The sequence below is a fragment of the Microvirga lotononidis genome, assembly GCF_034627025.1.
In the GTDB taxonomy this organism is placed as follows: domain Bacteria; phylum Pseudomonadota; class Alphaproteobacteria; order Rhizobiales; family Beijerinckiaceae; genus Microvirga; species Microvirga lotononidis.
Genome location: NZ_CP141050.1, coordinates 648,465 through 674,694 on the forward strand (window position 1 = coordinate 648,465; position 26,230 = coordinate 674,694).

The 26,230-nt window shown below is 65.4% G+C and carries 34 protein-coding genes; 12 read left to right on the forward strand and 22 right to left on the reverse strand.

Annotation, left to right across the window (positions count from 1 at the left end):
* Positions 1-242: 242 nt before the first annotated feature.
* On the forward strand, positions 243-590 hold the full coding sequence (gene hpf / locus U0023_RS32715) for a ribosome hibernation-promoting factor, HPF/YfiA family (RefSeq protein ID WP_009489838.1): 348 nt from the start codon (positions 243-245) through the stop codon (positions 588-590).
* 44 nt (positions 591-634) lie between these two features.
* Here the strand turns inward: hpf and rnk (U0023_RS32720) are convergent, their stop codons facing one another.
* The gene (gene rnk, locus U0023_RS32720; protein ID WP_009489837.1) at positions 635-1,114 is read right to left on the reverse strand and encodes a nucleoside diphosphate kinase regulator; all 480 of its coding nucleotides are present in this window, start codon (positions 1,112-1,114) and stop codon (positions 635-637) included.
* A gap of 526 nt (positions 1,115-1,640) precedes the next feature.
* On the opposite strand from rnk (U0023_RS32720), the gene U0023_RS32725 reads away from it, so the two are divergent.
* The 7 genes from U0023_RS32725 to U0023_RS32755 all read left to right on the forward strand — a co-directional run bounded on the left by U0023_RS32725 (position 1,641) and on the right by U0023_RS32755 (position 6,442).
* Positions 1,641-2,183, forward strand: coding sequence for a PTS sugar transporter subunit IIA (locus tag U0023_RS32725; protein WP_280940667.1), 543 nt, complete (start codon positions 1,641-1,643; stop codon positions 2,181-2,183).
* A gap of 538 nt (positions 2,184-2,721) precedes the next feature.
* Positions 2,722-3,147 (forward strand): nucleoside diphosphate kinase regulator, encoded by a 426-nt coding sequence (gene rnk / locus U0023_RS32730; RefSeq protein WP_009489834.1) that lies wholly within the window; start codon positions 2,722-2,724, stop codon positions 3,145-3,147.
* Between the two features lie 110 nt (positions 3,148-3,257).
* Positions 3,258-3,776, forward strand: a complete 519-nt coding sequence (gene speD / locus U0023_RS32735) for an adenosylmethionine decarboxylase (protein ID WP_009489833.1) — start codon at positions 3,258-3,260, stop codon at positions 3,774-3,776.
* Positions 3,773-4,657, forward strand: coding sequence for a polyamine aminopropyltransferase (gene speE, locus U0023_RS32740; protein WP_009489832.1), 885 nt, complete (start codon positions 3,773-3,775; stop codon positions 4,655-4,657). The genes speD and speE overlap by 4 nt, the downstream gene beginning before the upstream one ends.
* A 106-nt stretch (positions 4,658-4,763) precedes the next feature.
* Positions 4,764-5,228, forward strand: a complete 465-nt coding sequence (locus U0023_RS32745) for a RidA family protein (protein ID WP_009489831.1) — start codon at positions 4,764-4,766, stop codon at positions 5,226-5,228.
* 33 nt (positions 5,229-5,261) lie between these two features.
* Positions 5,262-5,717 (forward strand): GreA/GreB family elongation factor, encoded by a 456-nt coding sequence (locus U0023_RS32750; protein ID WP_009489830.1) that lies wholly within the window; start codon positions 5,262-5,264, stop codon positions 5,715-5,717.
* On the forward strand, positions 5,717-6,442 hold the full coding sequence (locus tag U0023_RS32755; RefSeq protein WP_009489829.1) for a uroporphyrinogen-III synthase: 726 nt from the start codon (positions 5,717-5,719) through the stop codon (positions 6,440-6,442). The genes U0023_RS32750 and U0023_RS32755 overlap by 1 nt, the downstream gene beginning before the upstream one ends.
* Before the next feature lie 74 nt (positions 6,443-6,516).
* Here U0023_RS32755 and U0023_RS32760 read toward each other — a convergent pair whose 3' ends face one another.
* The 3 genes from U0023_RS32760 to U0023_RS32770 all read right to left on the reverse strand — a co-directional run bounded on the left by U0023_RS32760 (position 6,517) and on the right by U0023_RS32770 (position 7,762).
* Entirely contained in the window at positions 6,517-6,696 is a 180-nt protein-coding gene (locus U0023_RS32760; RefSeq protein ID WP_009489828.1) for a hypothetical protein, read from the reverse strand.
* Positions 6,697-6,860: 164 nt separating this feature from the next.
* Positions 6,861-7,295 carry a GreA/GreB family elongation factor gene (locus U0023_RS32765; RefSeq protein WP_009489826.1) on the reverse strand — a complete coding sequence of 145 codons (435 nt, stop codon included), beginning with the start codon at positions 7,293-7,295 and terminating at the stop codon, positions 6,861-6,863.
* A 17-nt stretch (positions 7,296-7,312) separates the two neighbouring features.
* Positions 7,313-7,762, reverse strand: a complete 450-nt coding sequence (locus tag U0023_RS32770) for a GreA/GreB family elongation factor (protein ID WP_009489825.1) — start codon at positions 7,760-7,762, stop codon at positions 7,313-7,315.
* 633 nt (positions 7,763-8,395) lie between these two features.
* On the opposite strand from U0023_RS32770, the gene U0023_RS32775 reads away from it, so the two are divergent.
* The 3 genes from U0023_RS32775 (at position 8,396) to U0023_RS32785 (ending at position 10,515) form a co-directional block, all read left to right on the forward strand.
* The gene (locus U0023_RS32775; protein ID WP_009489824.1) at positions 8,396-9,205 is read left to right on the forward strand and encodes a pseudouridine synthase; all 810 of its coding nucleotides are present in this window, start codon (positions 8,396-8,398) and stop codon (positions 9,203-9,205) included.
* Between the two features lie 153 nt (positions 9,206-9,358).
* A complete protein-coding gene (locus U0023_RS32780; protein ID WP_245272879.1) occupies positions 9,359-9,994 on the forward strand; it encodes an ankyrin repeat domain-containing protein in 636 nt (211 codons plus the stop codon).
* A 23-nt stretch (positions 9,995-10,017) separates the two neighbouring features.
* Positions 10,018-10,515, forward strand: a complete 498-nt coding sequence (locus U0023_RS32785) for a nucleoside deaminase (RefSeq protein ID WP_009489822.1) — start codon at positions 10,018-10,020, stop codon at positions 10,513-10,515.
* Here U0023_RS32785 and U0023_RS32790 read toward each other — a convergent pair.
* The 13 genes from U0023_RS32790 to U0023_RS32850 all read right to left on the reverse strand — a co-directional run bounded on the left by U0023_RS32790 (position 10,449) and on the right by U0023_RS32850 (position 19,382).
* Positions 10,449-11,030 carry a DUF488 domain-containing protein gene (locus U0023_RS32790; protein ID WP_009489821.1) on the reverse strand — a complete coding sequence of 194 codons (582 nt, stop codon included), beginning with the start codon at positions 11,028-11,030 and terminating at the stop codon, positions 10,449-10,451. The two genes, U0023_RS32785 and U0023_RS32790, sit on opposite strands and share 67 nt — an antisense overlap.
* 7 nt (positions 11,031-11,037) lie before the next feature.
* On the reverse strand, positions 11,038-11,478 hold the full coding sequence (locus tag U0023_RS32795) for a PAS domain-containing protein (RefSeq protein WP_040638102.1): 441 nt from the start codon (positions 11,476-11,478) through the stop codon (positions 11,038-11,040).
* A 40-nt stretch (positions 11,479-11,518) separates the two neighbouring features.
* Positions 11,519-11,995, reverse strand: coding sequence for a DUF2231 domain-containing protein (locus U0023_RS32800; protein ID WP_009489819.1), 477 nt, complete (start codon positions 11,993-11,995; stop codon positions 11,519-11,521).
* 141 nt (positions 11,996-12,136) lie between these two features.
* The gene (locus U0023_RS32805; RefSeq protein ID WP_009489818.1) at positions 12,137-12,847 is read right to left on the reverse strand and encodes an RNA polymerase sigma factor; all 711 of its coding nucleotides are present in this window, start codon (positions 12,845-12,847) and stop codon (positions 12,137-12,139) included.
* An 84-nt stretch (positions 12,848-12,931) separates the two neighbouring features.
* Positions 12,932-13,480 carry a hypothetical protein gene (locus U0023_RS32810; protein WP_009489817.1) on the reverse strand — a complete coding sequence of 183 codons (549 nt, stop codon included), beginning with the start codon at positions 13,478-13,480 and terminating at the stop codon, positions 12,932-12,934.
* Positions 13,473-15,275 (reverse strand): family 1 glycosylhydrolase, encoded by a 1,803-nt coding sequence (locus U0023_RS32815; RefSeq protein ID WP_009489816.1) that lies wholly within the window; start codon positions 15,273-15,275, stop codon positions 13,473-13,475. Before U0023_RS32815 ends, U0023_RS32810 begins: the two co-directional genes overlap by 8 nt.
* A gap of 91 nt (positions 15,276-15,366) precedes the next feature.
* Positions 15,367-15,894 (reverse strand): plastocyanin/azurin family copper-binding protein, encoded by a 528-nt coding sequence (locus tag U0023_RS32820; protein WP_009489815.1) that lies wholly within the window; start codon positions 15,892-15,894, stop codon positions 15,367-15,369.
* Positions 15,894-16,313 carry a DUF5602 domain-containing protein gene (locus U0023_RS32825; protein ID WP_009489814.1) on the reverse strand — a complete coding sequence of 140 codons (420 nt, stop codon included), beginning with the start codon at positions 16,311-16,313 and terminating at the stop codon, positions 15,894-15,896. The genes U0023_RS32820 and U0023_RS32825 overlap by 1 nt, the downstream gene beginning before the upstream one ends.
* A gap of 854 nt (positions 16,314-17,167) precedes the next feature.
* The gene (locus U0023_RS32830; protein ID WP_009489812.1) at positions 17,168-17,860 is read right to left on the reverse strand and encodes a CBS domain-containing protein; all 693 of its coding nucleotides are present in this window, start codon (positions 17,858-17,860) and stop codon (positions 17,168-17,170) included.
* Between the two features lie 128 nt (positions 17,861-17,988).
* The gene (locus tag U0023_RS32835) at positions 17,989-18,393 is read right to left on the reverse strand and encodes a DUF488 domain-containing protein (RefSeq protein ID WP_009489811.1); all 405 of its coding nucleotides are present in this window, start codon (positions 18,391-18,393) and stop codon (positions 17,989-17,991) included.
* A 63-nt stretch (positions 18,394-18,456) separates the two neighbouring features.
* Positions 18,457-18,789 carry a carboxymuconolactone decarboxylase family protein gene (locus U0023_RS32840; RefSeq protein WP_009489810.1) on the reverse strand — a complete coding sequence of 111 codons (333 nt, stop codon included), beginning with the start codon at positions 18,787-18,789 and terminating at the stop codon, positions 18,457-18,459.
* 92 nt (positions 18,790-18,881) lie between these two features.
* Positions 18,882-19,214, reverse strand: coding sequence for a hypothetical protein (locus U0023_RS32845; protein WP_009489809.1), 333 nt, complete (start codon positions 19,212-19,214; stop codon positions 18,882-18,884).
* 36 nt (positions 19,215-19,250) lie between these two features.
* Complete coding sequence (locus U0023_RS32850) at positions 19,251-19,382, reverse strand: hypothetical protein (RefSeq protein ID WP_280940661.1); 132 nt, start codon at positions 19,380-19,382, stop codon at positions 19,251-19,253.
* Between the two features lie 290 nt (positions 19,383-19,672).
* Here U0023_RS32850 and ctaD point away from each other — a divergent pair, with 290 nt between their 5' ends.
* Entirely contained in the window at positions 19,673-21,298 is a 1,626-nt protein-coding gene (gene ctaD, locus U0023_RS32855) for a cytochrome c oxidase subunit I (RefSeq protein ID WP_009489807.1), read from the forward strand.
* A gap of 56 nt (positions 21,299-21,354) precedes the next feature.
* On the opposite strand, the gene U0023_RS32860 is transcribed toward ctaD, so the two are convergent.
* The 5 genes from U0023_RS32860 to U0023_RS32880 all read right to left on the reverse strand — a co-directional run bounded on the left by U0023_RS32860 (position 21,355) and on the right by U0023_RS32880 (position 26,089).
* Positions 21,355-22,287, reverse strand: a complete 933-nt coding sequence (locus U0023_RS32860; protein ID WP_009489806.1) for a LysR family transcriptional regulator — start codon at positions 22,285-22,287, stop codon at positions 21,355-21,357.
* A 277-nt stretch (positions 22,288-22,564) separates the two neighbouring features.
* Positions 22,565-23,257 (reverse strand): ankyrin repeat domain-containing protein, encoded by a 693-nt coding sequence (locus U0023_RS32865; protein ID WP_009489805.1) that lies wholly within the window; start codon positions 23,255-23,257, stop codon positions 22,565-22,567.
* A gap of 56 nt (positions 23,258-23,313) precedes the next feature.
* On the reverse strand, positions 23,314-23,802 hold the full coding sequence (locus tag U0023_RS32870) for a GlcG/HbpS family heme-binding protein (RefSeq protein WP_009489804.1): 489 nt from the start codon (positions 23,800-23,802) through the stop codon (positions 23,314-23,316).
* Positions 23,803-23,912: 110 nt separating this feature from the next.
* Positions 23,913-24,539, reverse strand: coding sequence for a response regulator transcription factor (locus tag U0023_RS32875; protein ID WP_009489803.1), 627 nt, complete (start codon positions 24,537-24,539; stop codon positions 23,913-23,915).
* Positions 24,536-26,089, reverse strand: a complete 1,554-nt coding sequence (locus tag U0023_RS32880) for a sensor histidine kinase (RefSeq protein WP_009489802.1) — start codon at positions 26,087-26,089, stop codon at positions 24,536-24,538. The genes U0023_RS32875 and U0023_RS32880 overlap by 4 nt, the downstream gene beginning before the upstream one ends.
* Positions 26,090-26,230: the final 141 nt, after the last annotated feature.

Sequence of the window (26,230 nt, forward strand, 5' to 3'; positions counted from 1 at the left end):
CGACAACGGCTTTGCAGAGCAGAAGCTCGCGAAAGGAGAACGATGATGCTGAGGCGCGCCCGACGGGACGTCTGCAGGATCTGCAACCGCGATCTGCCAAGGGCCGCAGCCCGGTGCCCTTGGTGTTCCTATGGAAACAACAAACCAGCCAAACCTGACACGCCGCACGCTCCCGTGCCGCCTGATGAGGGGCACACCCCATCAGAATGCTCCCATTCCGTCAGCCCATGAAGGAGGCTCTCATGAAGCAGAATCCCACACCCGCTCCCATCAAAATCAACGGCTCCAACATCGATCTCGGCGAGGCGCTGCCGCGCAAGATCCAGGACGAACTCGCGCACGTCGCCGAAACCTACTTCGGGCATCTGAACCATGCCACCGTCGGGTTCACGCGCGACGGGAACTGGTACTGCTGCACCATCAATGTGCAGGTCAGCAATCTGAAGGTGATCATCGCCGAGTCCTCAGCCACAGACTGCCACAAGGCCTTTGACCAATCGCTCGCCAAGGTCGGCCGGCAACTGCTCCGGAGGAAGCAACGGGTGGCCGACAGCAGGCGGGTTCAAATGTCAGCCGCTGCACTCGCTTAAGGATATGGCCGGGCCGGAGAACACCTCTCCGGCCCGGCGCGATACTAGCGTGTGCTCCGCATCAATTCGCTTTGCATCGGCGCAGGAGCCGCTCTCGCATGGTGCTCCTCGTCCGCGCTCGCGCGTTCAGGCTGATGCACGACACGGATGACCTGCAGCGTCCGCCGTACACCCGTGGCGCTGCGCCACTGGAATGACTGTCCTTCGGCCAAGCCGATCAGCGCCGCGCCCAGCGGCGACAGCACCGAGATCCGTCCCAAGCCTTCATCCTCCTCGCCTGGATAAACCAGTACTCCGCGGCGGATCTGGACGGTGATCCCATCGCGGAAATCGAAGATGGAATGCATGGAGATCACATTTGGAGGAAGGCTGGCTGGGCTGACCACCCGGGCTCTTTCGAGCTCCGACGCGAGCAACTTTGCGGATGGGGGCACCCTGCGGATCCGCAGGCCGGCCGAGGCGATCCTCAGAAGCCGTTCGTGGTCGAGTGCGGAAACGGTCGGGGTGACAAATGATGCGTACACCTCATTCTCCTGAAACGAATGACATCAGCCAGACGGATCCGACGCCTGAGCCGATGTTGCGGGCAGCCATGAACGGCATCCGGCCGCTGGCTGGTGCGTGTTTGTTGGTTGGCGAAGGCTCCCGGGCGCAAGACGGGCGTCTTGCCCCGGCTCAGGCGCTTGAGGCGCAGCGGGTGACCCGGACGGCGATGCAAACGGTGGTGGCGGGCGTCGGCATGGTGTCCTCAAGATAGATGGAAAGCGTGGCCGTTCAAGTCGTGGGGCCCGTGCCGCCGGATGCGGTGTGCCATGGCCCTTCGGGATAGCCCCCCGCGCGAGCTTGAACTTACCTTGCCGACAAGCGTTGCCATAGTGCCATGAACACACGCTTTCTCATGCAGCGCATGCTGTTCCGGAAAGGACTTCTGCAAACGGGCCGTTAAGCCCGCGGCGGCGGCATGCCGCCCGGGGCGAGCGACCCTGTCCTGTTCCTGAAAACATGAGGCGGCCCAGGATCCGGCCGACGGCGACGATGGCACCCACCATGATGGCATCCTTGATTTCTCCGGCACGCGTGGCTCCGCGCATGCGTGCCCGTGACGTCCGGCAGGTCGTTGGCGAACTCGTCCGTCTTGCGACGGCGAAAGCCGCCTTGGATTGCGATGTTGTCTGCCGTGCGGTTCTGGAGCGCGGTGAGGCGTCCACCTTCGGCTTTGGGCGCGGCGTGGCGATCCCTCACGCCGCGATCCTCGGCCTCGACCGGCCCATCGGCGCTTTCGCGCGTCTCAAGCTAGCGCAGGATTTCGGCGCCACCGATAACATCCCAGCCGATCTCGTGTTCCTGCTGCTGAGCCCAGAAGGGGATGATCCCACGCATCTGCAGGCTTTGGCCTGCGCGGCACGGCGACTGCGTGACCGTGAGGTTGCGGCGCGCCTGAGATCCGCAAAGGACGGGGAGGCGATTCATGTCGTGCTTACGAGCGACGCCTGGCGCGAGCCCGACGAGCCCGAGCCCGGGCATTCCGACACACGGCCCGCCAACGATTTGACAAACGGGGCAATGTGCACCAGCTTAGAGGCATCATGTTGAGCTTCGAACAATATCGTCGCGGCCTGCTGCGTGCAGGCAACCTCATCGCGGGCAACTAGCCCCGGGCTCGACGCGCATCCGCGCCCCGAGTTCGGGGCAGTGCAGGATTCCCAAACCTTCGGACATCTTGTGAGGCCGGCTGCTGAGGCATCCGGTGTGGCGGTATGCTTCAACGCTGCTTCCAACCCATGTTCCGCCAAGCGTAGCACAACCGATCCCCGGAGGGCGCGGAGCCCGGGTTGCCGGCGGAAATGGCGTGTCCGGAGCCGATTGCTCCCGAACGTCTGACGCAGATGATCCAACCCTCAACCGTCCTGCGCAAAAGGAGGCCGTGGCATGCATCAGTCCCCGAATGAGCCGCCGTCCAAGCCCGAGCCGCACGGAGCGGAGGAGCCGGATGGAAAGGTGGTCCGCCTTATGCCGCGGAGCCGACCCGTACCGGAGCGGCTCCCCGACCCGCCGCGGGGCGATGATGATGATCCCGGACCGAGCGCCGCGTGAGCGGCCCCGGCAACGACACCAGAACAGGAGACCAGAGATGACAAAGAAAGCCGGCGGCGCGAAGCCGCGCATCACCCTGACCGCAGCCGATCACGAGAAGCTGTCGGTGCTCGCCAACGCAGCCGCGCACACCATGCCCGAGGTCGCGGCCGAGCTGATGGACGAACTCGACCGCGCGCATGTTCTGGCCGCGGGACGCCATCCCGGCGATACGGTGTGCATGGGCTGCACGGTCGAATTCCGCGACGACATGACCGGGCGTGTGCAGACGGTGACCCTCGTCTATCCGAACGGGGCCGACATCGCAAAGGGGCGCATCTCGGTGCTCACGCCCATCGGCACGGCGCTGATCGGGCTGCCGGTTGGCAAGTCGATTGATTGGACCACGCGCACCGGCGTCTTGAAAAGGCTGACAGTTCTGCAGGTGCGTGAGCCGGCCGCTGCGGAGCTCCAGCCCGCCTAAGCCCGCATGCCTCGTGCATACCCTACGAACAAGACGCCATGCGGTCTTCGTCGGCCGCGTGGCCCACCCTTACCTTGCAACCGGCAGACGCCCTGCCCATGGAGAACTGAATGGCCGAAACCAACCGTCTCAGCGTGATTGCCACCCCCGACCCACGCCCGCCCGCCCACGGATTTGAGGGACGCCCGCGTCATGCTGACCGGACAACACCTCTTGCCATCCTTCCCTCAATCCCTGTGCCGGCCAACGACGGCCGCCTCGACCATTTCATCCAACGCGACGGCATGCTGTTCGCGGGAACGCATCTGATCGTCGATCTCTGGCATGCATCAAACCTGGACGACCTGCAACTGGTCGAACAGGCGCTGCGGGACGCGGCCTCCCGTGCGGGCGCGACGCTGCTCAACATCGACCTCCACCATTTCTCGCCGAATGGCGGCATCTCCGGCGTCGCGGTGCTCGCGGAGAGCCACATCTCCATCCACACCTGGCCCGAGATATCCTATGCGGCCGTCGACATTTTCATGTGCGGCGCCGCGCAGCCGCACAAGGCCATTGAGGTTCTCAAGGGTGCGTTCCTGCCGGGGCACGTCACGCTCGCCGAGCACAAGCGTGGGGTGATCCTATGAACTGGTTCCAGGAGAAGCTTTACGAGCACCACAAGCAGATCCTCTCGATGGAAAGCGTCCTCTATCACTGGCGGACCGAGTTCCAGGATGTTTTGATCTTCGAGAACGCCACCTTCGGCAAGGTTCTCGTGCTCGACGGCATCGTGCAGCTGACGGAACGCGACAACCACATCTATCACGAGATGATCGCGCACGTGCCGCTGATGGCGCATGGTTCCGCGCGGGACGTGCTCATCATCGGCGGCGGCGACGGCGGAACGCTCAAGGAGGTGCTCAAGCATCCGGTCGAGAGCGCGACGCTGGTCGAACTGGATGGCGAGGTGATTGACCTGTCGCGCCGCTTCCTCCCCGAAGTGTCGGGCGGAGCTTTCGATGATCCACGGGCGAACGTGCTCGTCATGGACGGGACGCGCTACGTCACCGAGACCGAGGCCATGTTTGACGTCATCATCATCGACTCGACCGACCCGATGGGTCCGGGGGAGCCGCTCTTCACGCCAGCCTTCTACAGGGCGTGCCGGCGTCGCCTTCGTCCCGGCGGGAGGATCGTCGTGCAGAGCGGCGCCCCCTTCTTCCAGCCTGATGAACTGGCGATGGTGCGCGAACGCCTGTCCGGATCCTTTGCCGAGGTGCGTCCGTACCTTGCGCCGGTGCCGACCTACGCAGGCGGCATGCTTGCGCTCGTGGCGGCGGGCGAGTCCCGGGATGCTCTGCGCCCATCGACCGATGTTCTGCGGGAGCGCTTCGGCGTGCTGCAGAGCCGGACCCGCTACTACACGCCCGAGGTGCACCGGGCGGCGTTCACGCTGGCCCCTTCGTTCGAGCCATCCTCCCTGAGAGAGGATCCGATGCCCACAAGGTTCCTGAAAACAGGATCCTGAACCCCGCGGGCGGCGGCCGATAGGCCGCCGTTCCGGGGACACCTCTCGGCTGCATTTCGGATCATCACGGCTCTGCCCCTGTCGTGGAGCCGAGCAGGAGGACACCATGACCATCGTTCCGCCGCCTCTCTCGACCCCGCTGCGCGAGATTAATCCACCCAAATGGCCGAGCCCCCGCGGCTATTCGCATGCCATGGCCGGCACCGGCACGTTCGTGTTCGTGGGCGGGCAGATCGCCACCGACAACGCAGGGAGGATCACCTCCGTCGGCCTGGTGGCCCAGGCGCGCCAGGCGCTGCGGAACGTGCGCACGGTCCTCGCCGAGGCGGGCGGCACGCCCGAGCACATCGCGCAGATGACCTGGTACGTGCTCGACATCGAGCACTACCGGGCCCTGCTCAGGGAGCTCGGCGTGGTCTACCGCGAGATCATGGGCAGTCACTATCCCGCAATGGTGCTGGTCGAGGTCTCCGCACTCGTCGAACCGGCCGCCATCGTGGAGATTGCGGCCACGGCGATCCTCCCGGTCGGGTGCCCGTCCTCGCCCGTTGACAGTCCTTTGAACCGGTAGGCTACCGAATTGCCTGGGACGAGGAGGAACGCCATGATCGTCGATCTGCCCGCCATCACCGTCACGGTGCGCGACCATCGTCGGTTGTTGCACACGGCGGAACGCCTTGCCGAACAGGCGCACCCGCTTGCGGCCCACCTGTTGCACGAATTGCGCCGAGCCAGGCTGTGCGCACCGGACGAACTCCCGGACGACGTCGTCGCCCTGGATACGTTCGTGACCTATCGCCTCGGTGACGAGGACACACCGGAAAAGCGCATGCTGATCCACCCGGACGACCGGATGTGGCCGCCCGCCGAGCTGTCGGTCCTGACCCCGGCTGGGTTATCCCTCCTGGGCGCGCGTGCCGGGGACAGCATGCCGCTGCTTGGAGCCGACGGGTCGGCGGATGCATGCGTCGAGGTCCGGGCTGTTGGTCCGCGGGTGACCGGCGCCTTCGTGCCGCTGGGGACGCCGTGGCCAGGTCTCCTGAAGGAGGGGAGGCGTTGATGCGGGTTCTGCTCACCCGTCCGCAGGGGCAATTGGAGGAGGTCGGGGCCGTGCTCAAAGCGCGCGGCATCGAGTGGCTCGGCGAGCCCTTGCTGAGGATCATGCCGGTGCCGTGGAATGCGGCCGTGCTGGCCGGGCCGCAGGCGGTTCTGCTCACATCCGCCAATGCCTCGCGCGAACTGCTCAAGATCCCGGGCGCGCGCCGTGACCTGCCTGTCTTTGCGGTCGGTCCGGCCACGGAGGCGCCGCTGCAGACCGCCGGGTTCTCGAACGTGCAGGCCGCGGGCGGTACCGCGGTGAACCTGATGGTCCATGTCCGCCAAAAGGTCGATCCGCGCGCGGGGCGGTTGCTCTACCTCAGCGGCCGCGACATCTCACTCGACCTGGCGGCCGGCTTGGCCCCGGTCGGGTTCGCGGTCGACCGGGTGATCGTCTACCGCGCCAGTTCGGTGGAGCGGCTGAGCGCACGGACCCTGCACGAGATGTCCTGGAACCGTATCGACGGGACCGTGTTCCTGTCCGCCCGGACGGCGGCAGTGTTCTGCAGCCTGGTTATTGCGTCGGGCCTCGTGGAGGCCTGCGCCCGCATGACGGCGTTTGCGATCAGCCTTCAAGTGGCGGAAGCGCTCAAGCCGGCCGGTTTCCGCCAGGTGGTGGTCGCCGCCGCCCCGAGCCTGGACAGCATCGTCGAGGCCATTCTGCGCCGGACGACGGAGGATGCCTGAGGCGCCATTGGAGCGGGCAGCCTCACTGATGGTCCGGCCTCCACGGCGCAACTGCGCCACGGCTTTGTGGCCCTTCAAGCCGGCCAGTGCTCCCAGAGTCCGGCGGCCGTGCCGAGCACCATGAGCGCAAAGGCGACCCAGCGCACCACACGCTCCATCACCGGCTCCGGGGGATGACAGAGGCAGCACACAGGCTCCCGCTGGGCTCCGGTCATGCTCCTGTTGGGCAGATGGCCCGAACACGCTCTGTTCACCTCATCCTCCTGCCCCGATGGTGACGCGGCTCCGGGCGAGCCACCGAACCTTCACTTCCGAACCTTGCGGTCGCCAGAGGTGTGTCGGGCTCCCGAGTGAATGACGACCCGGTAAACCAGGTAACAGGCCAGGATGAGCCCGATGGAAATAAGCTCCTGGTTCATCACGACAGTTCCCTCCATGGCTCGACGAAGTCGTGCGGCTGGTAGAGGACGCGCAGCAGCGTCAGGCTGCGCCATCCCTTGGGCGTACGCCACGTGATCGATTGCCCCTCGCCGAGGCCGATCAGCGCCGCGCCTTCCGGCGACAGCACCGAAACCCTGTCCGGCTCGCCATCGTCCTCGTCAGGGTAGACCAGCGTGGCGCACCGAACGTCCCAGATTACGTCGTCGCGAAACTCCAGCCGCGAATGCATCATGGCCACGGACGGCGGAATGTCACGGGGCGCCAGGACCGTCGCGCGGACCAGCTCGTTGGCGAGCATCGCCGCAGTCGGGCGATCCTGCTGAAAGTTCAAGCCGAACGTCGCCAGAAAGGCGAGACGGTCATAGTCGCCCGTCGAGATCGTCACCGGCGGAAGGATCTCCTGCTTGATCATCGTATCCTCCATATGCCTTAGGACCAGGCAAAGACATCAGGGGCGCGGGTGACCATCGAGCTGTCGTCAAGGAAGCGGAGACCGATGCCCTCGACGAACACCTCGTGAACCTGGCCATCCGCTTCCACAAACGGCATGCGGTCGCCAACGCGCAGGCCCAGGAGCGCTGCTCCCAGGGGTGTGGTCACCGAGATCTCCGCGCCAGGCCAGATCAGGTCTTCGGGATGGGCGAGCAGGTGCGCACGCGACTTCGCCTCGTCGTCGACGCGGTAGATCACGCGGCAGTTCGTCGAGACGACATCCTCCGGCAGGGCGGCCGGGTGGCAGACCTTGGCGCGACGCAATTCCTCAAGCAGGAAATTGGCCTTCCGGCGCCCCGGCTTCGGCCGGAACATCGCCGTGAACAGCAATCGGTTGTAGTCGTTGGCCGCGAGGGTGATCGGGGGGAGCGCGTGTTGCGTGTTCATAAAGCCTCCTCAAGACGGTCAACTGACGGACGCGCAGACGTGCGCTCCCGCAGGGCAGACGGACGTGGCAAGCCAACAGGCGCCTGGAAGGCGCATGCGACTGCCTAATGAATGTGTGAGAGAGATTGGATGCCCCGGAGCGCCGGCGACCTGAGCGGGTCAAGCGCCGGCTGCTGGGGCTTACATGCCTGCTTGGAGGCGGCCCGCGTGCGCTAAAAACCGAAGAGATTTCACAAGCTTGATCATGACGCTCTCAAGATAGCCCTCTTGCCTGCGAATGCAAGCCGTGGCTCCCACCCGTAACGCCGGCGAACGGGGTCGGGGAAACGGAGCCGCTGCCAGCGGCCGGATAGGAGGTCGGAATGTCGGATGCTCGTTGCATTGCGAGCCCGGAGCCTGCAAGAACGCATCGCCACCAGAGACACACAGGAGCGAGATAGATTGCACCCAGCCTCCATGCCGGACCAGGCTTTGACGGATCTCGATAAACCAGCAAGGCACTTTCATTCCGACGCGGAGGTCCTCGATCCGATCAAACACTTGCTTGAACCGAGCGGGGCGTGTTGGCTGCTCGGCAATGCCGGTCTCCGTCGTCTGATCCTATCCCCTGCCGTCTGAGGGCCGACTGAGACCATGAAACCACCGCTCCGATTGCGGGGCGCGGGTGGGCCGCGACGTCCGAACGGCGCCGTCGTCAGCCTGCCTCGCGCCCTGTCGAAGCTCGGATTCTGCTCCCGTACGCAGGCCGAAGCCCTCATCGCAGAAGGACGCGTCCGTGTTGACGGAAGGATCGTTCGTGATCCGACGACCCGCATCGATCCCGCACGCGCCGGCATCAGGGTCGACGGCGAACGGATTGTGGCCGAGCGCAAGGTTTACCTGATGCTCAACAAGCCGCGCGGTCTGGTCACGACCCGCGACGATCCGCAGGAGCGGGCGACGGTCTACGACTGCCTGGAAGGCATCGAACTCCCATTCGTTGCGCCCGTGGGACGCCTCGACAAGGCGAGCGAGGGCCTGCTGCTCATGACCAACGACACGCGCTGGGCGCAGCGCGTGCTCGATCCCGCGTCGAACGTCGAGAAGGTCTACCACGTCCAGATCGACAAACTGCCCCATGAGGGGATGCTGGATCAGCTTCAGGCTGGCATGGTGCTCGACGGCGAACGCCTCGTCGCGAAATCGGCCAGCCTGCTCCGTGCCGGAGCACGCAACGCATGGCTCGAAATTGTTCTCAGCGAGGGCAGGAACCGCCAGATCCGGCGACTGCTCGACGCCGTCGGGGCGGACGTGCTCCGCCTCGTGCGGATCGATGTGGGCGGCGTGCGGCTGGGCGATCTGCCCAGGGGTGCGGTCCGGCACCTCACACCCGCCGAGAAGGCGATGCTGGATGTGCCGGTCCAGACCGCCTCGCGCCAGCCCGGCCATTTCGGAGTTCGGTAAGGAATGCCGCGATCAATCGCCCTTCGCATCGTGCGTGCTCTTCCCAAATTGCGTGGCGAGCCAATATCCCGGACCAGGAAGGGTCGGAATGGTGTTGTGGACGGCACGACGATGAGACTGTTGTTCCCCGTCATGGTGTTGGGAGCCTTGCTGATGAGCACACTGTCGGGTCTTGGTTCGTCCGGTTCCCCTTCGCCGCTCAACCAGCAACTCATCGCTGCCGCGGAGCGGGGGGATTCGGACGGCGTCAGGCGCGCCCTGGGTGAAGGGGCGAGCATGGACGCCCGTGACAGCCGCCAGCGCACGGCCCTCATGGCAGCGGTCCAGAACAACCACGTTGCAACCGCGAGAGCCCTGATCGAGGCAGGCGCCGATGTGAACGCGAAGGACGAGATCAACGACTCTCCCTACCTGCTCGCCGGCGCCAGGGGCTACCTTGAGATCCTCCGCCTGACCCTCGCCCATGGCGCTGATCTCAGGAGCACGAACCGCTATGGCGGCACGGCGCTCATTCCCGCTGCGGAGCGCGGGCACGTGGAGACGGTCCGCACCCTGATTGAAGCTGGTGTGGATGTCGACCACGTGAACAAGCTGGGTTGGACCGCGTTGCTGGAGGCGATCATCCTCGGGGACGGCGGGCCGAAGCATGCTGCAATCGTCCGGCTGCTGCTCGATGCGGGAGCGGATGCCAACCTCGCCGACCGCGACGGGGTCACGCCGTTGCAGCATGCGCGCCGACGTGGCTACCATGAGATCGAACAACTCCTGACCGCGGCTGGCGCACGCTGAACCGAGAGACGAGGAGAAACGACATGTCCCCAGCTGAGCGTTTCCTCTGTGAAGCCATTGATCTGGCGCGCGAGAACGTGCGCAAGGGCGGCCGCCCCTTCGGTGCGGTCCTCGTCAAGGACGGCGCCGTTATCGCCACGGGTGTCAATGAGATCCACACAACCCAAGATCCGACCACCCATGCCGAACTCCAGGCGATCCGCGCCGCAAGCCGGGCGCTCGGCAGCCCGCGCCTCGACGGCTGCGTCATCTATGCCAGCGGCCATCCCTGTCCGATGTGCCTGTCGGCCATGCATCTCACGGGCATTCGCGAAGTGACCTATGCCTATTCCAATTCCGACGGCGAGCCGTACGGCCTGTCGACGGCCGCCATCTATGCGGAACTGGCAAAGCCGCTGGCGGAGCAGTCGCTCAAGATCGCCCATGTGCCCGTTCGTTGCGAGGACGGGGATCTCTACGAGCTGTGGCGCGACGCCGCCTCGGTCTCGCTCGACGGGTCCGGCGCCGGCAGGTCCGCGTAGACAATCCCGTCAGCGGTCCAACGGGCTGCGGGCGTCATCGACGCTGGCCCGATGTTGGCAGGTCCAAGGATGTGGAACACCATATGGCCGGAGGCGAGCAGGTAGTCGGCGATGATCCGGCGGTGGCAGCGCCACCACACCGCCTCGGCGCACACGATCGCCGTGATGTTCTCGCTGCCGAGGACGGTCAGGTGGCCAAGCCCCTCCCGGAACCGGTCCGTCAAGGCGTAGTCGGCATTGTTCCGGAAGCTCGTGTTCTCCCAGTACGTGTTGGGTGAGGGAACAGCTAGGCGCTGCCTGCCGCGCAGGCCGCCGAGTTCGGCGATGTGCTCGTACCCAATCTGGTAGTCTGCAAGGCTCTCGGGTAGGGCGTCGCGGTTGAACTGCGGGTTCGTCCGGGAGCGCGGAACGGTCCGGACATCCACCACGAGGCCGACCTTCGCCTCACGGAGGATGTCCGCGAATTCCGGAATGGTGCGGGTGGAATGCCCGATAGTGTAGAACGGGTTAGCCATTGCCGGGTCAATGCGGGCTTGGTGGTACGGTTTCCTCCGCCAACTTCTTCTTCAGGCCTCTGATCTCCTCGAAGCGGCTGGTCACGTCGCGCATGACGGCGGCGAGGCCCTGCATTCGGCCCTGCTCGTCCTTGAGCGGCACGATGGTGAATTCCAGCGAGATGCGTTGTCCGTTTTTGCGGACGCCCGGCACTGACAGAAGGTCGCCCGCGCCGTAATGACTCTCGCCGGTTGCCATGACATGGCGAAATCCCTCCCAGTGACGAGCACGGAGGCGCTCCGGGATGATCAGGTCCAGCGACTGCCCGAGCGCCTCGTCCGCGCGATGGCCGAAGATCCGCTCGGCCCCAGGGTTCCACACCTGAATGATCCCGTCGCGGTCCGTCGCCACCACGGCGTCGGCGGCAGCCGCGAGGATCGCGTCCGCCGCAAGCCGGCTCAGATCTATTTATCCTCCTCCCGTACACTGGGCATGACGAGCCACGGGATCAGGCTCCCTGATCCGACACCCCCACCCGATGGCGGTAGACCATCTCCCACCCCCGCCAGCCAGTGTAGAGCAGGAGGAGAACGACGACGAGCGAGATGAGAAGTCCCATGGGCAGCACGGCGGCATCGCCGGCCTCGTAGCGGCGATACCAGTTCCACAAGGACAGGAGGACCACAACGACGTTGCCGAGCATGTGGTGCCAGGCCGCCGACAGGCTTCGGATCCGCCGGTCGCCCAGGAAGTCGGTCAGGCCGGCAAGGGCCGCCAGGGCCGCCATGACGAGCGCTGCACCCAGGAGATACAGCGAGGCCGTGCTCCAGGCGCTGTTGCCTGTGTTCCAGAACAGCAGGTCACACACGAGGGTGGATACGAGAAAGGCGACTGGGAAGGGGATCAGCATCGGGTGCAGCGGATGTCCGGCGATCTGCGCCGTGCTTTGGGGATTGCGGTCTCGTACAGGGTTCTCGGCTCGCATGGCGTTCTCCTCGTTCAGCAGGAATATCGGCAGTGAATTTGTCCCTCGTCATGGTGTCTCGGCCCCTTTGGATGGGGGTTCGCAGGGATTGGCGCGGCGCTGGTCCCGTCCGATACCCATCAGGTTTCTGCCTTGGCACAGTCATTCTTCACTGGGCTCCGACAAGCCGAGCCGTTCCAACACGGTTTCCGTGATCCGGGCGCAGCGGGGGCCTGCGCACGGGAAGACATCGCTCACGGCGGAGGACAGGGTTCTGTCGAGAGATTGCCGCAGAAGACGCCGGGCGCGGTGCAGCCTCGTCTTCACCGTCTCGGGCCGCAAGCCCAGATGGGAGGCGGTCTCCTCGATGCTCATCTCCTCGATGTCCCGGAGGACAAAGACGATGCGGAAGGATTCGGGCAGTTCGTCCACGGCGCGTTCGAGCAGACGCCGCACCTCAGCCCGAGCGGCGGCGGCTTCCGGATCGCTGTCCTGGCGAGCCGACGGCAGATAGATCACGCGGGCTTCCCCCTGGTCGTTGATGGCATCGATGTCCTTCAATCCAACGGTGATGCGCCGACGTCGGAGTCGTCCGAGCGCCTCATTCAGCGCAATGCGCGTGAGCCAGGTCGAGAGCTGCGCCTCGCCGCGGAAGCCGTCGAGATGGGTGAAGGCGCGAACGTAGGTCTCCTGAACCACGTCCTCCGCCTCGGCATCATCGTGCAGGACGCCGCGGGCCACGCGGAACAGGCGGCGGTTGTGCCTCTGCATAATGAGTCGGACCGCAGCCCCGTCCCGGCTTCGGGCCAACGCCACGAGTGCCCCATCATCAAGCCCGTCCAACCGTGTTGCCGCGACCGTTGCCGTCTGCATGGCCAAGCTCCTGTTGCTGCCTATTAGATGGAACATCCGGACAAAGGTTCCCGGAGCGGACCAAGGACGGAAAGGGAAACCTTGTCAGTGCGGAGGGTGCCCGGATGGTGGGAGCGGCCGAAGCATCCGCGTCTGGGCGACCACCTCCGGACCGGTGGACTGGAATGTGGAGCCTGATCCGTGCTCCAGGCTGACATGGAGATGACGGTGGATGAGGGGGAATACCACCCCCATCGCCAGCCCCCAGAGCAGTTGAGCCAACAGCAGCCCAGCGGCGGGATAGCCGTGCAGGATCGGTTGGTCCGGCAGCCATTGCAGCAGCGGAACCGGTCCAAGCATCCAGAGGACAAAGCCGAACGCCATCCCGAAGAGCCAGCCGCCGCGAGGGTCATTGGCCGCGCGCTGGAACAGCCAGCCGTACAGGATGCCGCCGAGAAGCATCAGGCCCACATAGGCAAGACCGGCAGCAAACACGGACGCGCCAGCTGCCCGAGCTGGCGCATCCAGCGCCTGGAACCCGATGAGGACCGCCAGGGCCGGGGCCGCTGCCAACATGCCTGCGATGGCGCCCGCCAGAAGCGGCCGTTGGGTTGGGCCGGCATCGAGGCCGTGGGCCCGCAGCATCCTAAGCATGGAGTCTCCTCACCTTTTGCGCTGCGATCTTTGACGCTTCGTCCAGCACCGCCTCGATGGATGGCGCCTCGTTGAGGTCGGCCCCGAAGAGACGCACGAGATGCTGGTAGGCGAGGCCAACCGTTCGCGGATCGCGGTTGAGGTCGAACAGGCCGACCGGATTGACGTTGCCGAGCGGCTCCCGCAGGGCGATGTCCCAGTCGACCTGATCGGTGAGCGAGTACCAGGTAAAGCCAACGACCGGTACGCCTGCTTGGCGGATCAGCTGCACGTTGTGCCACTGGCGCCAGAGCCAGCGCGGCCCGTCGCGGGCGTCCATGCGATTGGTCTCGGTGTGCATCATCGGCCGCCGGTAGCGCTCATAGTACTGGCCGGCAATGGCGTACCAGCCGAACAGCTCACCCAGCGTCTGCGCGCGGCCGGTGCTGTTAATGAGCTTCTCGTTCCACTCGTAATAGTCGACACCGAGGATTGAACGGCTGCGCACGTCCTGCTGCATGAACCAGGCATATTCCTCCGCTGGCATGCCGTGCTGGAGGAGGTAGGCGCGCGTGTCCTCGTGCACGGGATGCGCGTACAGCAGGTCGAGCGGCAGGAAGCGCCGTTCGTTCTCGAACGCAGCGATGCGGCGGATCTCGGGATCGGGGCAACAGGCCTGGTAGAACTCGCCGCTCTCGCTGTTGACAAAGATGGCATCGGGGCGTTCTTCCGCAATCGCCTGCATCATCAGCACGCTGGCTCTTGCCAGATGGCGCACCGCCGTGACGAAGGCGCGCTCGTCCCGGCGCTGCTCGTTCCACAATCCTTCGAGGGCGCTGAGTTTGGCGCAGACATACATCTCATTCACGGGCGTGTAGAGCTTCACCCACGGATAGCGCCGGGCGAACGCCCGGGCATAGTCGGCCAGCGCCTGCGGCACCTCCGGGTTCTGGAAGTTCTGCAGCCAGCCCGGCAGTCCGAAGTGGCACAGGTCCATGATCGGCACGATGCCGAGCCGCTGCATCTCGGCGGCGACCTCGTCCAGGAAATTCCAATCACATTGGCCGGGGCCGCGATGGATGAGGTGCAGGGGAGGACCGTAGCGCAGGTAGCGCAGGCCGAGATCCCGCACGAGGTGAAAGTCGGTGCGCCAGTGGTGATAGTGGCCGCAAGCCGCCATCTGGTCCATGCGCCACCGACCGCCCTCCAGGGTGGGATAGCTGCACTCGATCCCGGTGGCGAACATGAACCGGTGATCGGTGGGCTCGGCAGCCGAGCTGACCGGTGGTCGTGCTCCGATGGCCCGTCGGTTCAGGCGCGGTGCCCTATTTGCCCGGTAGCCGACAGGGCGGGTGTAGAGCAGGCCCAGCACGGTGCCCCAGATCAGGTGGCCAGTGGCAATGGAGAGCGGCTCGTGCGCCCCGCCGCTCAACCCGAACAGCCCTGAGGAGGGAAACTGGCCGCTCTGGACGAGCGGGTGCATGAGGTCGAACTGCGGATGCATGATGAAGATCGCCAGTGGCATCGGTACGAAGGCGAACACCATGCCCTGCAGGGCTGGAGGCAGCGGCAGGACGGACCAGAAGAAGTAGGCGTAGAAGACAGCCCAAATGGCGCCGACCAGCAGGTGGATTGCCATGCCGGCCAGCCAGGCTTCCCATGCCGGCGCATGGGGGAGGACCAAGGTCCCGAGCGTCATGACAAGATCAAAGAACGGCACGCCGGCCCAAATCAGCAGCCGGGCAACGACTTCCCATGTCATGGCGCCCGCCATGCCGGCGAGAACCGCCTTCGCGTAGGCAACCGAGCGGATCATGGCGCCCTCATCTGCGTCCGGCAGGGCCACGGTGGCTGATTATTGGATGAGCGGGAGCCCGGAAGGTTCCCGCCGTTGTCGGAACCGGCCCCTATGCGGGCCTGACGATGCCGCGGCGCATGATCTCGTCGACGGACGGGAAAGCGCGGAGAGCAATCTCGGGGATCGGTTCCCCGCCGGCTGCTTGTGCCGGCCCGCTGTCGATGGAAGACCTGTCCGGTTCGCCAACGATGATCCGCCCCACCATGCCGGCATGCTCGTGCGGAACACAGAAGAAGTCGTAGACGCCTTCATCCTTGAGCGTGACCGAGAAGCTCTCGTTCGGCAGCAGGTAGTCCGAGTTCCAGGGCTCGGCACCCTCAGGGATACGCAACGGGCGCTCAAAGTTCTTCGGATGGTAGGCTGTCGCGGTATGGGAATTCCCCGGATCCAGGTTGACCCAGCGGATCGTCTGGCCCGGCTTGATGCGCAGGCCAATTGGGTTAAACCAGACCTGCGAGCCGTCCGCATTGCCCTGCATCTGGATTTCGACTGCCTCAGCGGCGAGTGGGAGCCGGGGCAGAGCCAGACCGGCGAGGAGACCCCCGCCGATCCGCAGGATGTGTCTGCGCGAGACCATCACTTTGCCGCCACCCGTTGCTCGTCGGCCTTGGGCACGTGCCACAGGACAACATGCGCATGCGGCTTCTCGACCCCGGGATGGCCGGCGTTGAAGTAGATGTCGACGTGGTCGACCTTGCCGCCGGGGGCGGCGAGATCGTCGAAGCGCTTGTCCTTGTTCGACAGGTCCTCGATGGGGAGCATGTAGACGGTGCTGACGAGGCGCCCTTCGCGGTCGTAGGCCAGGAACGGCCCGGCCGGGAGGGTTTTGGGATCGACATAGAGCTGGCCAAGCCCCGGCAGGAAGTCTGGTATCTTCACAAGTTCGCTCACCTTCTTGTAGGCGCCTGTCGGCGGAGCCTTCTCGACCTGATCGGCGGCTATCGCCGGCAGGCTGAAGGCGGCAGCCAAGGCGAGTGTGGCGAAAGCAATTCTCATGGCATCCTCCGGTGACGCGCCGGATCCATCGGTGGCCAGCGCGTCACCATTGGATGGCATCTGCCCCAAAAGGTTCCCGGCAAGAGCGTTCTGGAGCCAGTCATTTCGCTACACCACCACCCGGCTCCAGGAGGTGCGGAGTCGCCCCCGAACACCTTGCCGAGCGGGCGGCCCAGATCGCCGGTTGCGCCGGTGATGAGGGCAATGGGCCTTTGCTCGGTGGATGAGGTCAAGAAAGGGCTGCCATGCAAAGCTTACGTTCCTTGACTTTCATCGGCGCTCAACAAGCTGCCAGCCAGAAGCGCGGCATAGCAGATGAAGTAGTTCACAAGGGCGAGGGCATACAAACGGCTTGCCTGTTCAAATTCTGAAGTCCGCTCCGCCCTCAACCCGCGGCCAAGCGCGGCTCCCCCAAGGAGGCCGAAGGCAAGGACCGCTTCTGCAGGCTCAGTCCGAGACTCTGGCCTCCGAACGCATCCATGATGATGCACACGGCCAGCACAAGAGAGGCCCTGGCAAGTGCCGCGAGCGCGATGCCGTATAGAACCGCTCTGAAGTTCAGTAATGACGTCGCTTCACCCCGAGCAGGTTTCATGTCTGCACCACCATGTTCTAAGAGCCTGACGTTGCCGGGCCATCGAATCGCGAGGGCCGGCACCAGAAAGGACCGACACGTTTCAAGGCGGACGGGCGTGGAGGACTGCACATTTAACAATAGCGGCTCCATGACAAGTCCGGGCGCTTCGAGAGGTAAAGCAGGACAAATCTTGCTTGCGTGAGCTCGTGGGGTCGCGCCGGCAGCCACTTTGGCGTTCCCCAATTCTCCAGCGTTGAACTGATCCGGCGTGAGCTCCTCAGAAGACATACGAGACGGGCGGTACCACTGAGAGGTGATCCTCCACGCCCTTCACGCCGGCCTGGTTCTCCGCAACCAAACGGATCGCGTGTCGCTCCTCGTCTGACTGGACGATGCCGAACAGGTGAACGACGCCATTTTCGACGACGATGTCCTTCGACAGGAGATGGGCCCAGGGCTGCTCTTCAAGCTCCTCGGTCAGCCGCTCCCGGATGATGCGGTCGGCAACGTTCATCGGCTTCGACACGTCGGTGGTTGCCAGCACCTGAAGCAGGTTGCTTCTGGTCACGATGCCGATGAGCCTCCCATTCCGCAGCACCGGGAGACGCTTGATCCGGTGCTGCTCCAGGGCGCGGGCTGTGTCGGCGACCGACGTGGTCTCCAGGACCGTGACCACCTCTTTCGTCATGACGTCGCTGGCCGTGCGGCCATGCGATTTGGCGTAGTGCTGAGCCAGCACCTTGGGACCGCTGAGGAAAGTCTGCCACCAGGACCGGCGCTGTTCGCCGGCCAACCCAGCATGCCCGATCAGGTCGCCTTCGCTGACGATGCCGAGCAGTTGCCCGTTGTCCCCGACCACCGGAACCCCGCTGATGTGATGATCGCAGAGCAGCTTGGCGATCTCGTGGATTGACATCTCTGGCCTGACCGTGATGACGGCCGTCGTCATGACATCCGCGGCGGTGAGCATCCCTGCCTCCTCTGGGTGCGCTGACGAGAGGCTTTAGGGGCCAGGCTGGTCATCGGCGCCATCGGTCGACAGAAAGAGGGTATGTGTGGGCGGGTTGCGTGACAAACGAATAGATTTGCCGGTTCTGATCACTTTCTTTGCACTTTGGCGTCCTCCCGATCCGCCAGGCCGTGCAGGATAAAGTCCCGGAGGGCGACCGCGTCGTTGTGCACCTCGTCGCGGGCGGAAAACACGAGGGTGATCCGGCCCTTGCGGGCGCGGGCGCGCAACTCATCCAGCAGATCTTGGTGTTCCTGCACCTCGGCGGCGTACCGGCGGCAGAATTCATGCCATCGGCCGGGATCATGCTCGAACCAGCGGCGCAACCCGGTGCTGGGCGCGATGTCCTTCATCCATTTGTCAAGGGCCAGGGCTTGCTTGGAGACCGCGCGGGGCCAAAGCCGGTCGACAAGGATGCGGGCGCCGTCATCGGCGGCAGGCGTTTCGTAAGCCCGCTTCAGCCGGACATTGGTGTTGGGAACCTTTGCGCTCATCGGAATGCTCCAGATGACAGTCCTCAGCGGCGGGCGCCATCGGAGCGCCTGATGACCGCCTGCCTATTGATCCTCGGACAATGAGGTGAGCATGACCGCGGCATACGCGCAGGCCGCTCCGGCCCGCATCTCGGCTGCGACCCAAACGGCCTCCATGAATTCCTGCGGGGTCGCGCCGGCGCGCTGGGCCGCCTTCGTATGTCCCTGAATGCAATAGGGACACTGGGTGACATGGGCGACGGCAACGGCAATCAACTGCTTCGTCTTGGCGTCCAGGGCGCCGGCGGCGAACACCTGGCGTCCGAACGCCTCGAACGCGGCCTGCACGTCGGGTGCGAGCTCGCGGCGCCTGCGCGCCAGCTCGGGCGACGATTCCGGGTAAAGCGGGCTGCCCATGTTCACCTCCCCATCGAATTCCAGTGCATCTCAATCGGCCCTGCGCCTGAGGGCTCAGGTCATGCCCGCGCCCAGGGGCAGGCCACTTTGCCTCAGCTCACGGCCATTTGGAGTGCCGAAGGCTCCGATTGTCGGTCCGTGTCGCAGACGGGGGCTTCACCGCCGTATCGCCGTGCGGCGTCCCCGATGGTCCACAGCTTGATGTCCGACGCGTTGAGCAGTTGGAACAGGTAGAAGCCGTTGAAGTGGACGCTCTCCTCCGCCGCCCGATGATCAAAACCTGAGGAGCCGTTGGTGCAGTCCCTCACACGGCCGACGAAACTCCACGGCGGACCTGCGATGAACGCGGGCACGGGCCGTACTTCCGGAACCGCGCAGAGGAGCTCCGCGCGGTCGGTGTGACGGAACAGATTGTAGTTGCACATGTTGGGGCCCTCCCGTGTTGCTGATCCTTCCTCGGCCTACAGCGCGACCACGCACCAGGCGAACAGGGCCAGGGAGCCGGCCAGAAGACTGAGAGACGGCCATCGTTCGCGCGTGTTGTCGCCGACGACGGCCGCGGAGTGTGTTGTTCTGGCGGGCTGCATCATCATCCTCCGTTGCTTCGTGCGACTGGACCGTTCGCCCGGTGCCCCCATCCCGGATGAAGAGGCTATCCGGCAGGATGGCGAAAGAATCCTCTCTCTGGCCTGAGTGCCTGGCAAACGAAATTGTTTGCTCTGTTCGATCAAGATCTTTGGAGTTCGGGCTCCCACGAGGAGGACAGCAGGCTTTCGCCTTCCTGGCGGGGCATCGTGCAAGTTTCTCGCTCATATCCAGCAAGAAAATGCATTTGCCAGAACCTGGTCATTGCTCGAACCTTCGCCGGTTGGAGGCCAATGACATGAACGAGCGAGTTGACCATGGCGCGCTGCACGCTGGCGGACATGGAGATTACCCGACGTTCTGGCGGCGGTGGTTCTACTCGACGAACCACAAGGATATCGGCACGCTCTATCTCATGTTCGGCTTCACGGCCGGCATCATCGGCGGACTTCTGTCCATTGGCATGCGCCTGGAATTGCAGCAGCCCGGGCTCCAGTTCTTCTCCAACCCGCAGGCGTTCAACGTCTTCGTGACGGGCCACGGCCTCATCATGGTGTTCTTCGTCATCATGCCCACGCTGATCGGCGGCTTCGGCAACTGGTTCGTGCCGCTGATGATCGGCGCACCCGACATGGCCTTCCCGCGCATGAACAACATCTCCTTCTGGCTCCTCGTGGCCGCCTTCTGCCTGATGATCCTGTCCCTGTTCTCCGAGGGAGCCCCGGGCTCGCTCGGCTTCGGCGGCGGCTGGACCGCCTATCCACCGCTCTCCACCATCGGTCATCCCGGGCCGGCCTTCGATTTTGCGATCTTCGCGCTGCACCTGTCCGGCGCCTCCTCGATCCTGGGTGCGATCAACTTCATCACCACGATCCTGAACATGCGCGCTCCGGGCATGACGCTGCACAAGATGCCGCTGTTCGCCTGGGGCATGCTCGTCACTGCGTTCCTGCTCCTGATCACTCTTCCGGTGCTCGCGGGCGCGATCACGATGCTGCTGACCGACCGCAACTTCGGCACGACCTTCTTCGAGCCGTCGGGCGGCGGCGATCCGGTTCTCTACCAGCACCTGTTCTGGTTCTTCGGCCACCCCGAAGTGTACATCATGATCCTGCCGGCCTTCGGCATCATCAGCCACATCGTCTCCACCTTCTCGAAGAAGCCGATCTTCGGTTATCTCGGCATGGCCTACGCCATGGCGGCCATCGGGGTGGTCGGGAGCGTGGTGTGGGCGCACCACATGTACACAGTCGGTCTGTCGCTGCAGACCCAGGCCTATTTCGTGTTCGCCACGATGGTGATCGCGGTTCCCACGGGCGTGAAGGTGTTCTCCTGGATCGCCACCATGTGGGGCGGCTCGATCCGCTTCACGGCGGCGATGCACTGGGCCATCGGGTTCATCTTCGTGTTCACGGTCGGCGGCGTCACCGGCGTGGTGCTGGCGAATGCTCCCGTCGACCGCTACATGCACGACACCTACTACGTGGTGGCGCACTTTCACTACGTGCTGTCATTGGGCGCCGTGTTCGGCATCTTCGCCGGCATGTACTACTGGTTCCCGAAGATCACCGGCTACGTCTATTCGGAACGCATCGGCAAGCTGCACTTCTGGATCGCCTTCATCGGCGCCAACGTGCTGTTCTTCCCGCAGCATTTCCTCGGCCTGTCCGGCATGCCGCGCCGCTACGCCGACTATCCGGACGCGTTTGCGGGCTGGAACCTTGTGTCGTCCGTCGGAGCGTACATCTTCTTCGCCGGCCTGTTCGTCTTCATGTACGGTGTGATCGCCGCTTTCCGGCGCAAGCAGCAAGCGGCCGACAACCCGTGGGGCGAAGGCGCGACGACGCTGGAATGGACCCTGTCTTCCCCGCCGCCGTTCCACCAGTTCGAGACGCTGCCGCGCATTGTGGACACCCGTCACTGAGCGGGGCGCGATCCGCGGTCATTCCGTGCATTCATCAGCCTTGCCGCGCTCGGCCCTCATTCCGCAGGAATGGGGACGCCAGCATCGTGCCCCAAGCTTGCCTTCGGCGCCTCCGCCGGCGCTGGGCCGTTCCCGGGCTGTGGCTCCTCCGCCTGGGCTACCGCTCGAAGGCCTGCCAAGGCAGACTCCAGATCGTCATTCCCGGCATTCTCCGGGTAGACGGCATAGGCCGGGAGAGGGAATTCCGGCCCATGCGGCACCAGATGCAGGCGGCCGCTGGCGAGATAGGGTTGGGCCAAGCGTTTGCGGAAGTAGCCGGTTCCACCGACCTGCACAACGTAGTCCAGCCCGAGCGGCCCTAGGCCGATGGAGAGGCCGGGGTTGGAGAACTGTGGGAAGTTCAGGCCATGATGAGCCGCAAAATCCGCACCCCAATCGACATACACGTAGTCCGGATCCGACACGCCTTCTGTTGATGGATCCGTCGTGACCAGGACGAGCGTCTCCTCCATCAGCATCTCGACCTGCAGCCCCGGCCATTGTCTTGGCGAATACACCACCGCCAGGTCGAGCACCCCGTCGGCAACCTGGCGCAACAGGCCGTCCGAGAGGCCAACCTGGGTCTGGAGGGCAAGGTCGGGGGCGTTGCGCCTCATCCACACCATCCAGTTCAGGAGGAGCGGGTTCCAGAGGGTCAGCTCGCCCCCCATGGCGAGGACCGCCCGGCGGCCGGCCGGAACCGCGACCTGGTGGCGGGCCCGCTCCCAAACCTGAACCAGGGTCGGCGCGAACCGCAGAAACTGCTCCCCGGCTGCGGTTAGGGCCACTCCGGCCTTGTTGCGGATGAAGACCGGGCGCCGAAGCTGGTCCTCCAGGGAGCGGACGCGGGCGCTGACGGTGGTTTGCGTCACGTTCAGCCGCTCCGCGGCGCGGACGAAGCTTCCAGCCTCGACAATGGCCAGAAAGGTACGGGCGAGTTCGATGTCCATGGCGGCACCCTTCGTTGGGTCTGGAGACGCACGGGGCTTGATGGGAAAAACCGCCGCAGGTCGCGGCCGCACCGGCGGCCGAGCTCTCTGGAGCAGCTCCGGCTGCTTCCGTGGGCCCCGGGCTCGGGCCGCGGCGGCGCCCGAATGAGCCCGGGGCTAGGTGCCCGCGATCAGGTTACCTGCGCGATGCAAGCCGCGGCTGAAACTCGGCAAGCTCAACATGGTTCATCGAGGATATGCCCCCCGGCGGGGAAGTCAAACGGAGCCTACCATCACCCTAGCGGTCGGAGGACTCTCGCAGCAGGGACACCATGCCGCCGTACCCGCGGGCGTGTGCGAGCTGGAGCGGCGTCGCTCCGTTGCGGTCAGGGATCCTGGCGTCGGCGCCGGCTTCGAGGAGCGCCCGCACGGTCTGGGTGTGACGAGGCCCGCCATCGCCCAGGATAACTGCCTCGATCAGGGCGGTCCAGCCGAGATTGTTGACGTGGTCGAGCGGTGCGCCGGCCCGGATAAGCTCGCGGACAATGCCGTCGTGGCCGAGGTGAGCCGCGGCGATGAGGGCCGTGCCATCGTACACGCTGGTGATCAACTTCGCGCTGGCGCCGGCGGCGAGCAGTGCCTTCAATGTCGGCACGTCATCCCGGACCGCCGCGATGGTAACGGCGTCATAGCGCTGATTGTCGAGAAGGCTGGGATCTACCCCCACGGTGATCAAGGTCCGGGCTGCCGCCCCGTGTCCTTGAAACGCCGCCACATGCAGCGGCGTGCGCCCGTTGCCATCGCGGGTGTTGAGGTCTGCGCCCGCTTGGGCCAGGCGCCGGATGTCCTCGTCCGAGCCTTGGGCTGCGGCCGCGTGCAGGCCGCGGTAGACGGAGAGTTCAACCTGTGTGGGCGGCGTTTGCGCGGAGGCCGCGCCCCAGGGGAGGCCTAGGATGACGAGCAGTCCGACCAGCGTGAGTGGATTGGCCATGGTCTGTCTCCAGGTGGTGCGGTGGCCGGCACAACTGCCAGCCACCGCGTTGGCGATCACTTCAGTTTCGCCTGGATCTTGGCAAGACCGGCATTCGCGCATTCCTCATCAAGATGCCCGCCCGGGGCGCCGCCAACGCCCACGGCCCCGATCACCTCGTCACCAGCCTTCACCGGCACGCCGCCGCCAAGCAGCAGAAACCCTTCAATGGCCGCCAAGTGGCGGGCGGCCGGATTCTTGTCGGCATTCTCCATGATGGCGGTGGTGGTGTTGCGGGCGGACGCCGCCGTGTAGGCCTTGGCGCGGCTTGCTTCGACGGTGTGGGGTCCGGCCCGGTCGGCCCGGAGCACTGCGCGCACGAGGCCGGCGCGATCCACCACCGTCGCCGTCACGTTGAAGTTCTTGGCGGCGCACGCCTCGACGGTGGCCTGGGCCAGCTCCTGGGCAATCGCCAGCGGGAGGTTCCGTTCCTGAAGGACCTGGGCGCCGGCGGCCGCAGGGGACAGGGTGAGCGCTGCGAGGAAGGCAAAATACATTTTCGGCATGAGGATTCTCCGGTGGGGATCGTTCGGATCCCCGCGTGTTCGACACCTGGACCTTAGCCAGACGATGCCCGGCGGGTTATCGGTGCGGCCCCGGAGCGGCCTCCGTAGTCCTACGGAGACGTGTGAGGCGGGCGGGCCAGGAGCACGAGGCGCACCATCTCGGCAACCGAAGTCGTGCCCAGCTTTTCCGCGAGATTGGCGCGGTGGGTTTCAACCGTGCGCGGTGAAACCCCCATGGCCCGGGCGATCTCCTTCGTCATCCAGCCGCGGGCCACCATGTCGAGGATCTCGTTCTCGCGTTGCGTAAGGCGGGCTAGCAGCGCCCGCGCCTCATCGGCTTCGCTGGCTTCACGTCGCTGCGCGTCAAGCCGCATGAAGCCCGCCTCGATGGCTTCGATCAGCACCTGCTCGTCGACCGGTTTCGTCAGAAAGTCGACTGCGCCGCCCTTGAAGGCGCGCCGGCAGGCACTGACGTCGCCATGGCCGGTGATCACCACTACCGGCATGCGCTCGCCCTCTGCGGCAAGCCGCTCCAGGAGCTGAAGGCCCGAGACGCCGGGCATCCGCACGTCGGCGACGATGCATCCTTCGGCTTTGTGGTCGCGCCGCTCCAGAAAGGCGAGGGCGCTTGGGAAGGGCTCGACAGCGAACCCAGCCGTGCGGAGGAGCATCTGGAGCGCGTCGCGGACGTCCTCGTCATCGTCGACGAGGAACACGGTGCGGGACAATGTCTTCACTCGGCCGCCTCCTTCCGTTGGTCACCGAGCCGCGGCAGGCGGATCGTGAACACGGCACCACCCTCCGGGGCATTCGCCGCCGTGATCCGCCCGCCGAACGCCTCGACGATGCGCTCGCAGAGCGGCAGACCGAGGCCCATGCCGCCCGGCTTGGTGGTGAAGAACGGCTCGAACAGGCGCGGCAGGTCGACGGCGGGGATCCCCGGCCCCCGGTCCCTGACCGCAATCACGGCCATGTCGCCGCCAGCGGTTGTTGTGATCGTCACCGTCCGCCGCTCCTGCGGCAGCACTTCGACGGCATCCGCGGCGTTGCGCACGAGATTGTGCACGACCTGCTCGACAGACACCCGGTCAACCACGCAGACAGGATCGCCTGGGTCGAGATCGAGGTCCAGAGCAATGCCGCGGCGCTCCAGATCGCCTTGCATCAGCTCGGCGACGTTGCCAACCAGCTGGTTGAGGCTCGCGGGTTCAGAGCGTGGTCCGCTGTTCGACACGTAGGCGCGCAAACGCGCAAGGATGTCGCCCGCCCGCTTGGCGAAACGAACGTTCGCGTCGAGCGCGCCGATGATTTCGTCTCGATCCGGAGAAGGGGAGCGGGCGAGGCGCAGGCCCGCCTGGCTGCGGCTGAGGATGGCGGTCAGAGGCTGCGTGAGCTCATGAGCGATGCCGGAGGCCATTTCGCCGACCGTGTTGACCCGCATGGCATGCGCAAGCCGGGCCTGGTGCTCGTGAAAGCTCGCCCGCTCCCGGGCCTCCCGGGCCGCCCGCCGCTCGCGCAGCACCAACCCCGCGAGAAACACTCCGATCCCGGTAACGGCTGCCACAAGCGCAACGGCCACGGGCGGCAGAAGCTCGCCGAATCCGGGCTGCCGGGCAACCCGCAGGAGGAGTGGCTGGGAGCGGCTGCCGAGCGGTTTCTCGAAGTCGAGGTTCGGCAGAAGCCCACCAGATGAGGTCGCCTCTCCCACGTGGACGATCTCGCGTCCAGACGGTTCGCGCAGGGCCAAGTTCGTCCCCACGGGCAGGTCGCCCTCTGGTTCGATCAACCGCCGTGCGTCGACCGTCATCACAAGGACACCCGCCGGGGCCGTGGCCTCGGGGAGTCTTTTGACCAAGTGATAGGCTTCCGCTCCGTTCGGTTCAGCCAGCACAACCGCTTGTCCAGCCGAGAGATTGGCAGCGGTTGCCGCAAGCCCATCAATCCCCGGCCTGCCGGGCTGAAGCTCCCGGGTCGTGAACACAAGGTTCGGCAGGGGCGCCAAGCCGACGACGTCGATGGCCGTGATCCGGGGGTAGAAGCGCAAGACGGCCTCGGCGACCGCACTCAAGGTCGTGAACGAGCGGTCGGGGCTGGTCAGCACAGCGGCGAGGCTCGTCAAGTGCGCGTCATGCTGATCCGCCCGTTGTGAGACAACACGGTGCAGGGTACGCGCCTCGACCTCGAAGCCGTCGCGGACGCCGACGAAGTTGATGGCCGCGACAGCGGCCGCCGCGACGACCGTCAGCGCAAACCAGACACCAAGAGCTCGTGCGGCACGACTATTCATGAGTGGGGAACAGAACAAGCATGGTCATGAGACTAGCGTCGAGACAGCCGCCCGTCGACCGCCCGGCGTTGCTGCGCCGGAGGTGGATACCGGCTCGGCCAGGTCCATTGCGCACGGACAGAGGTACCTTGACGCGATGGT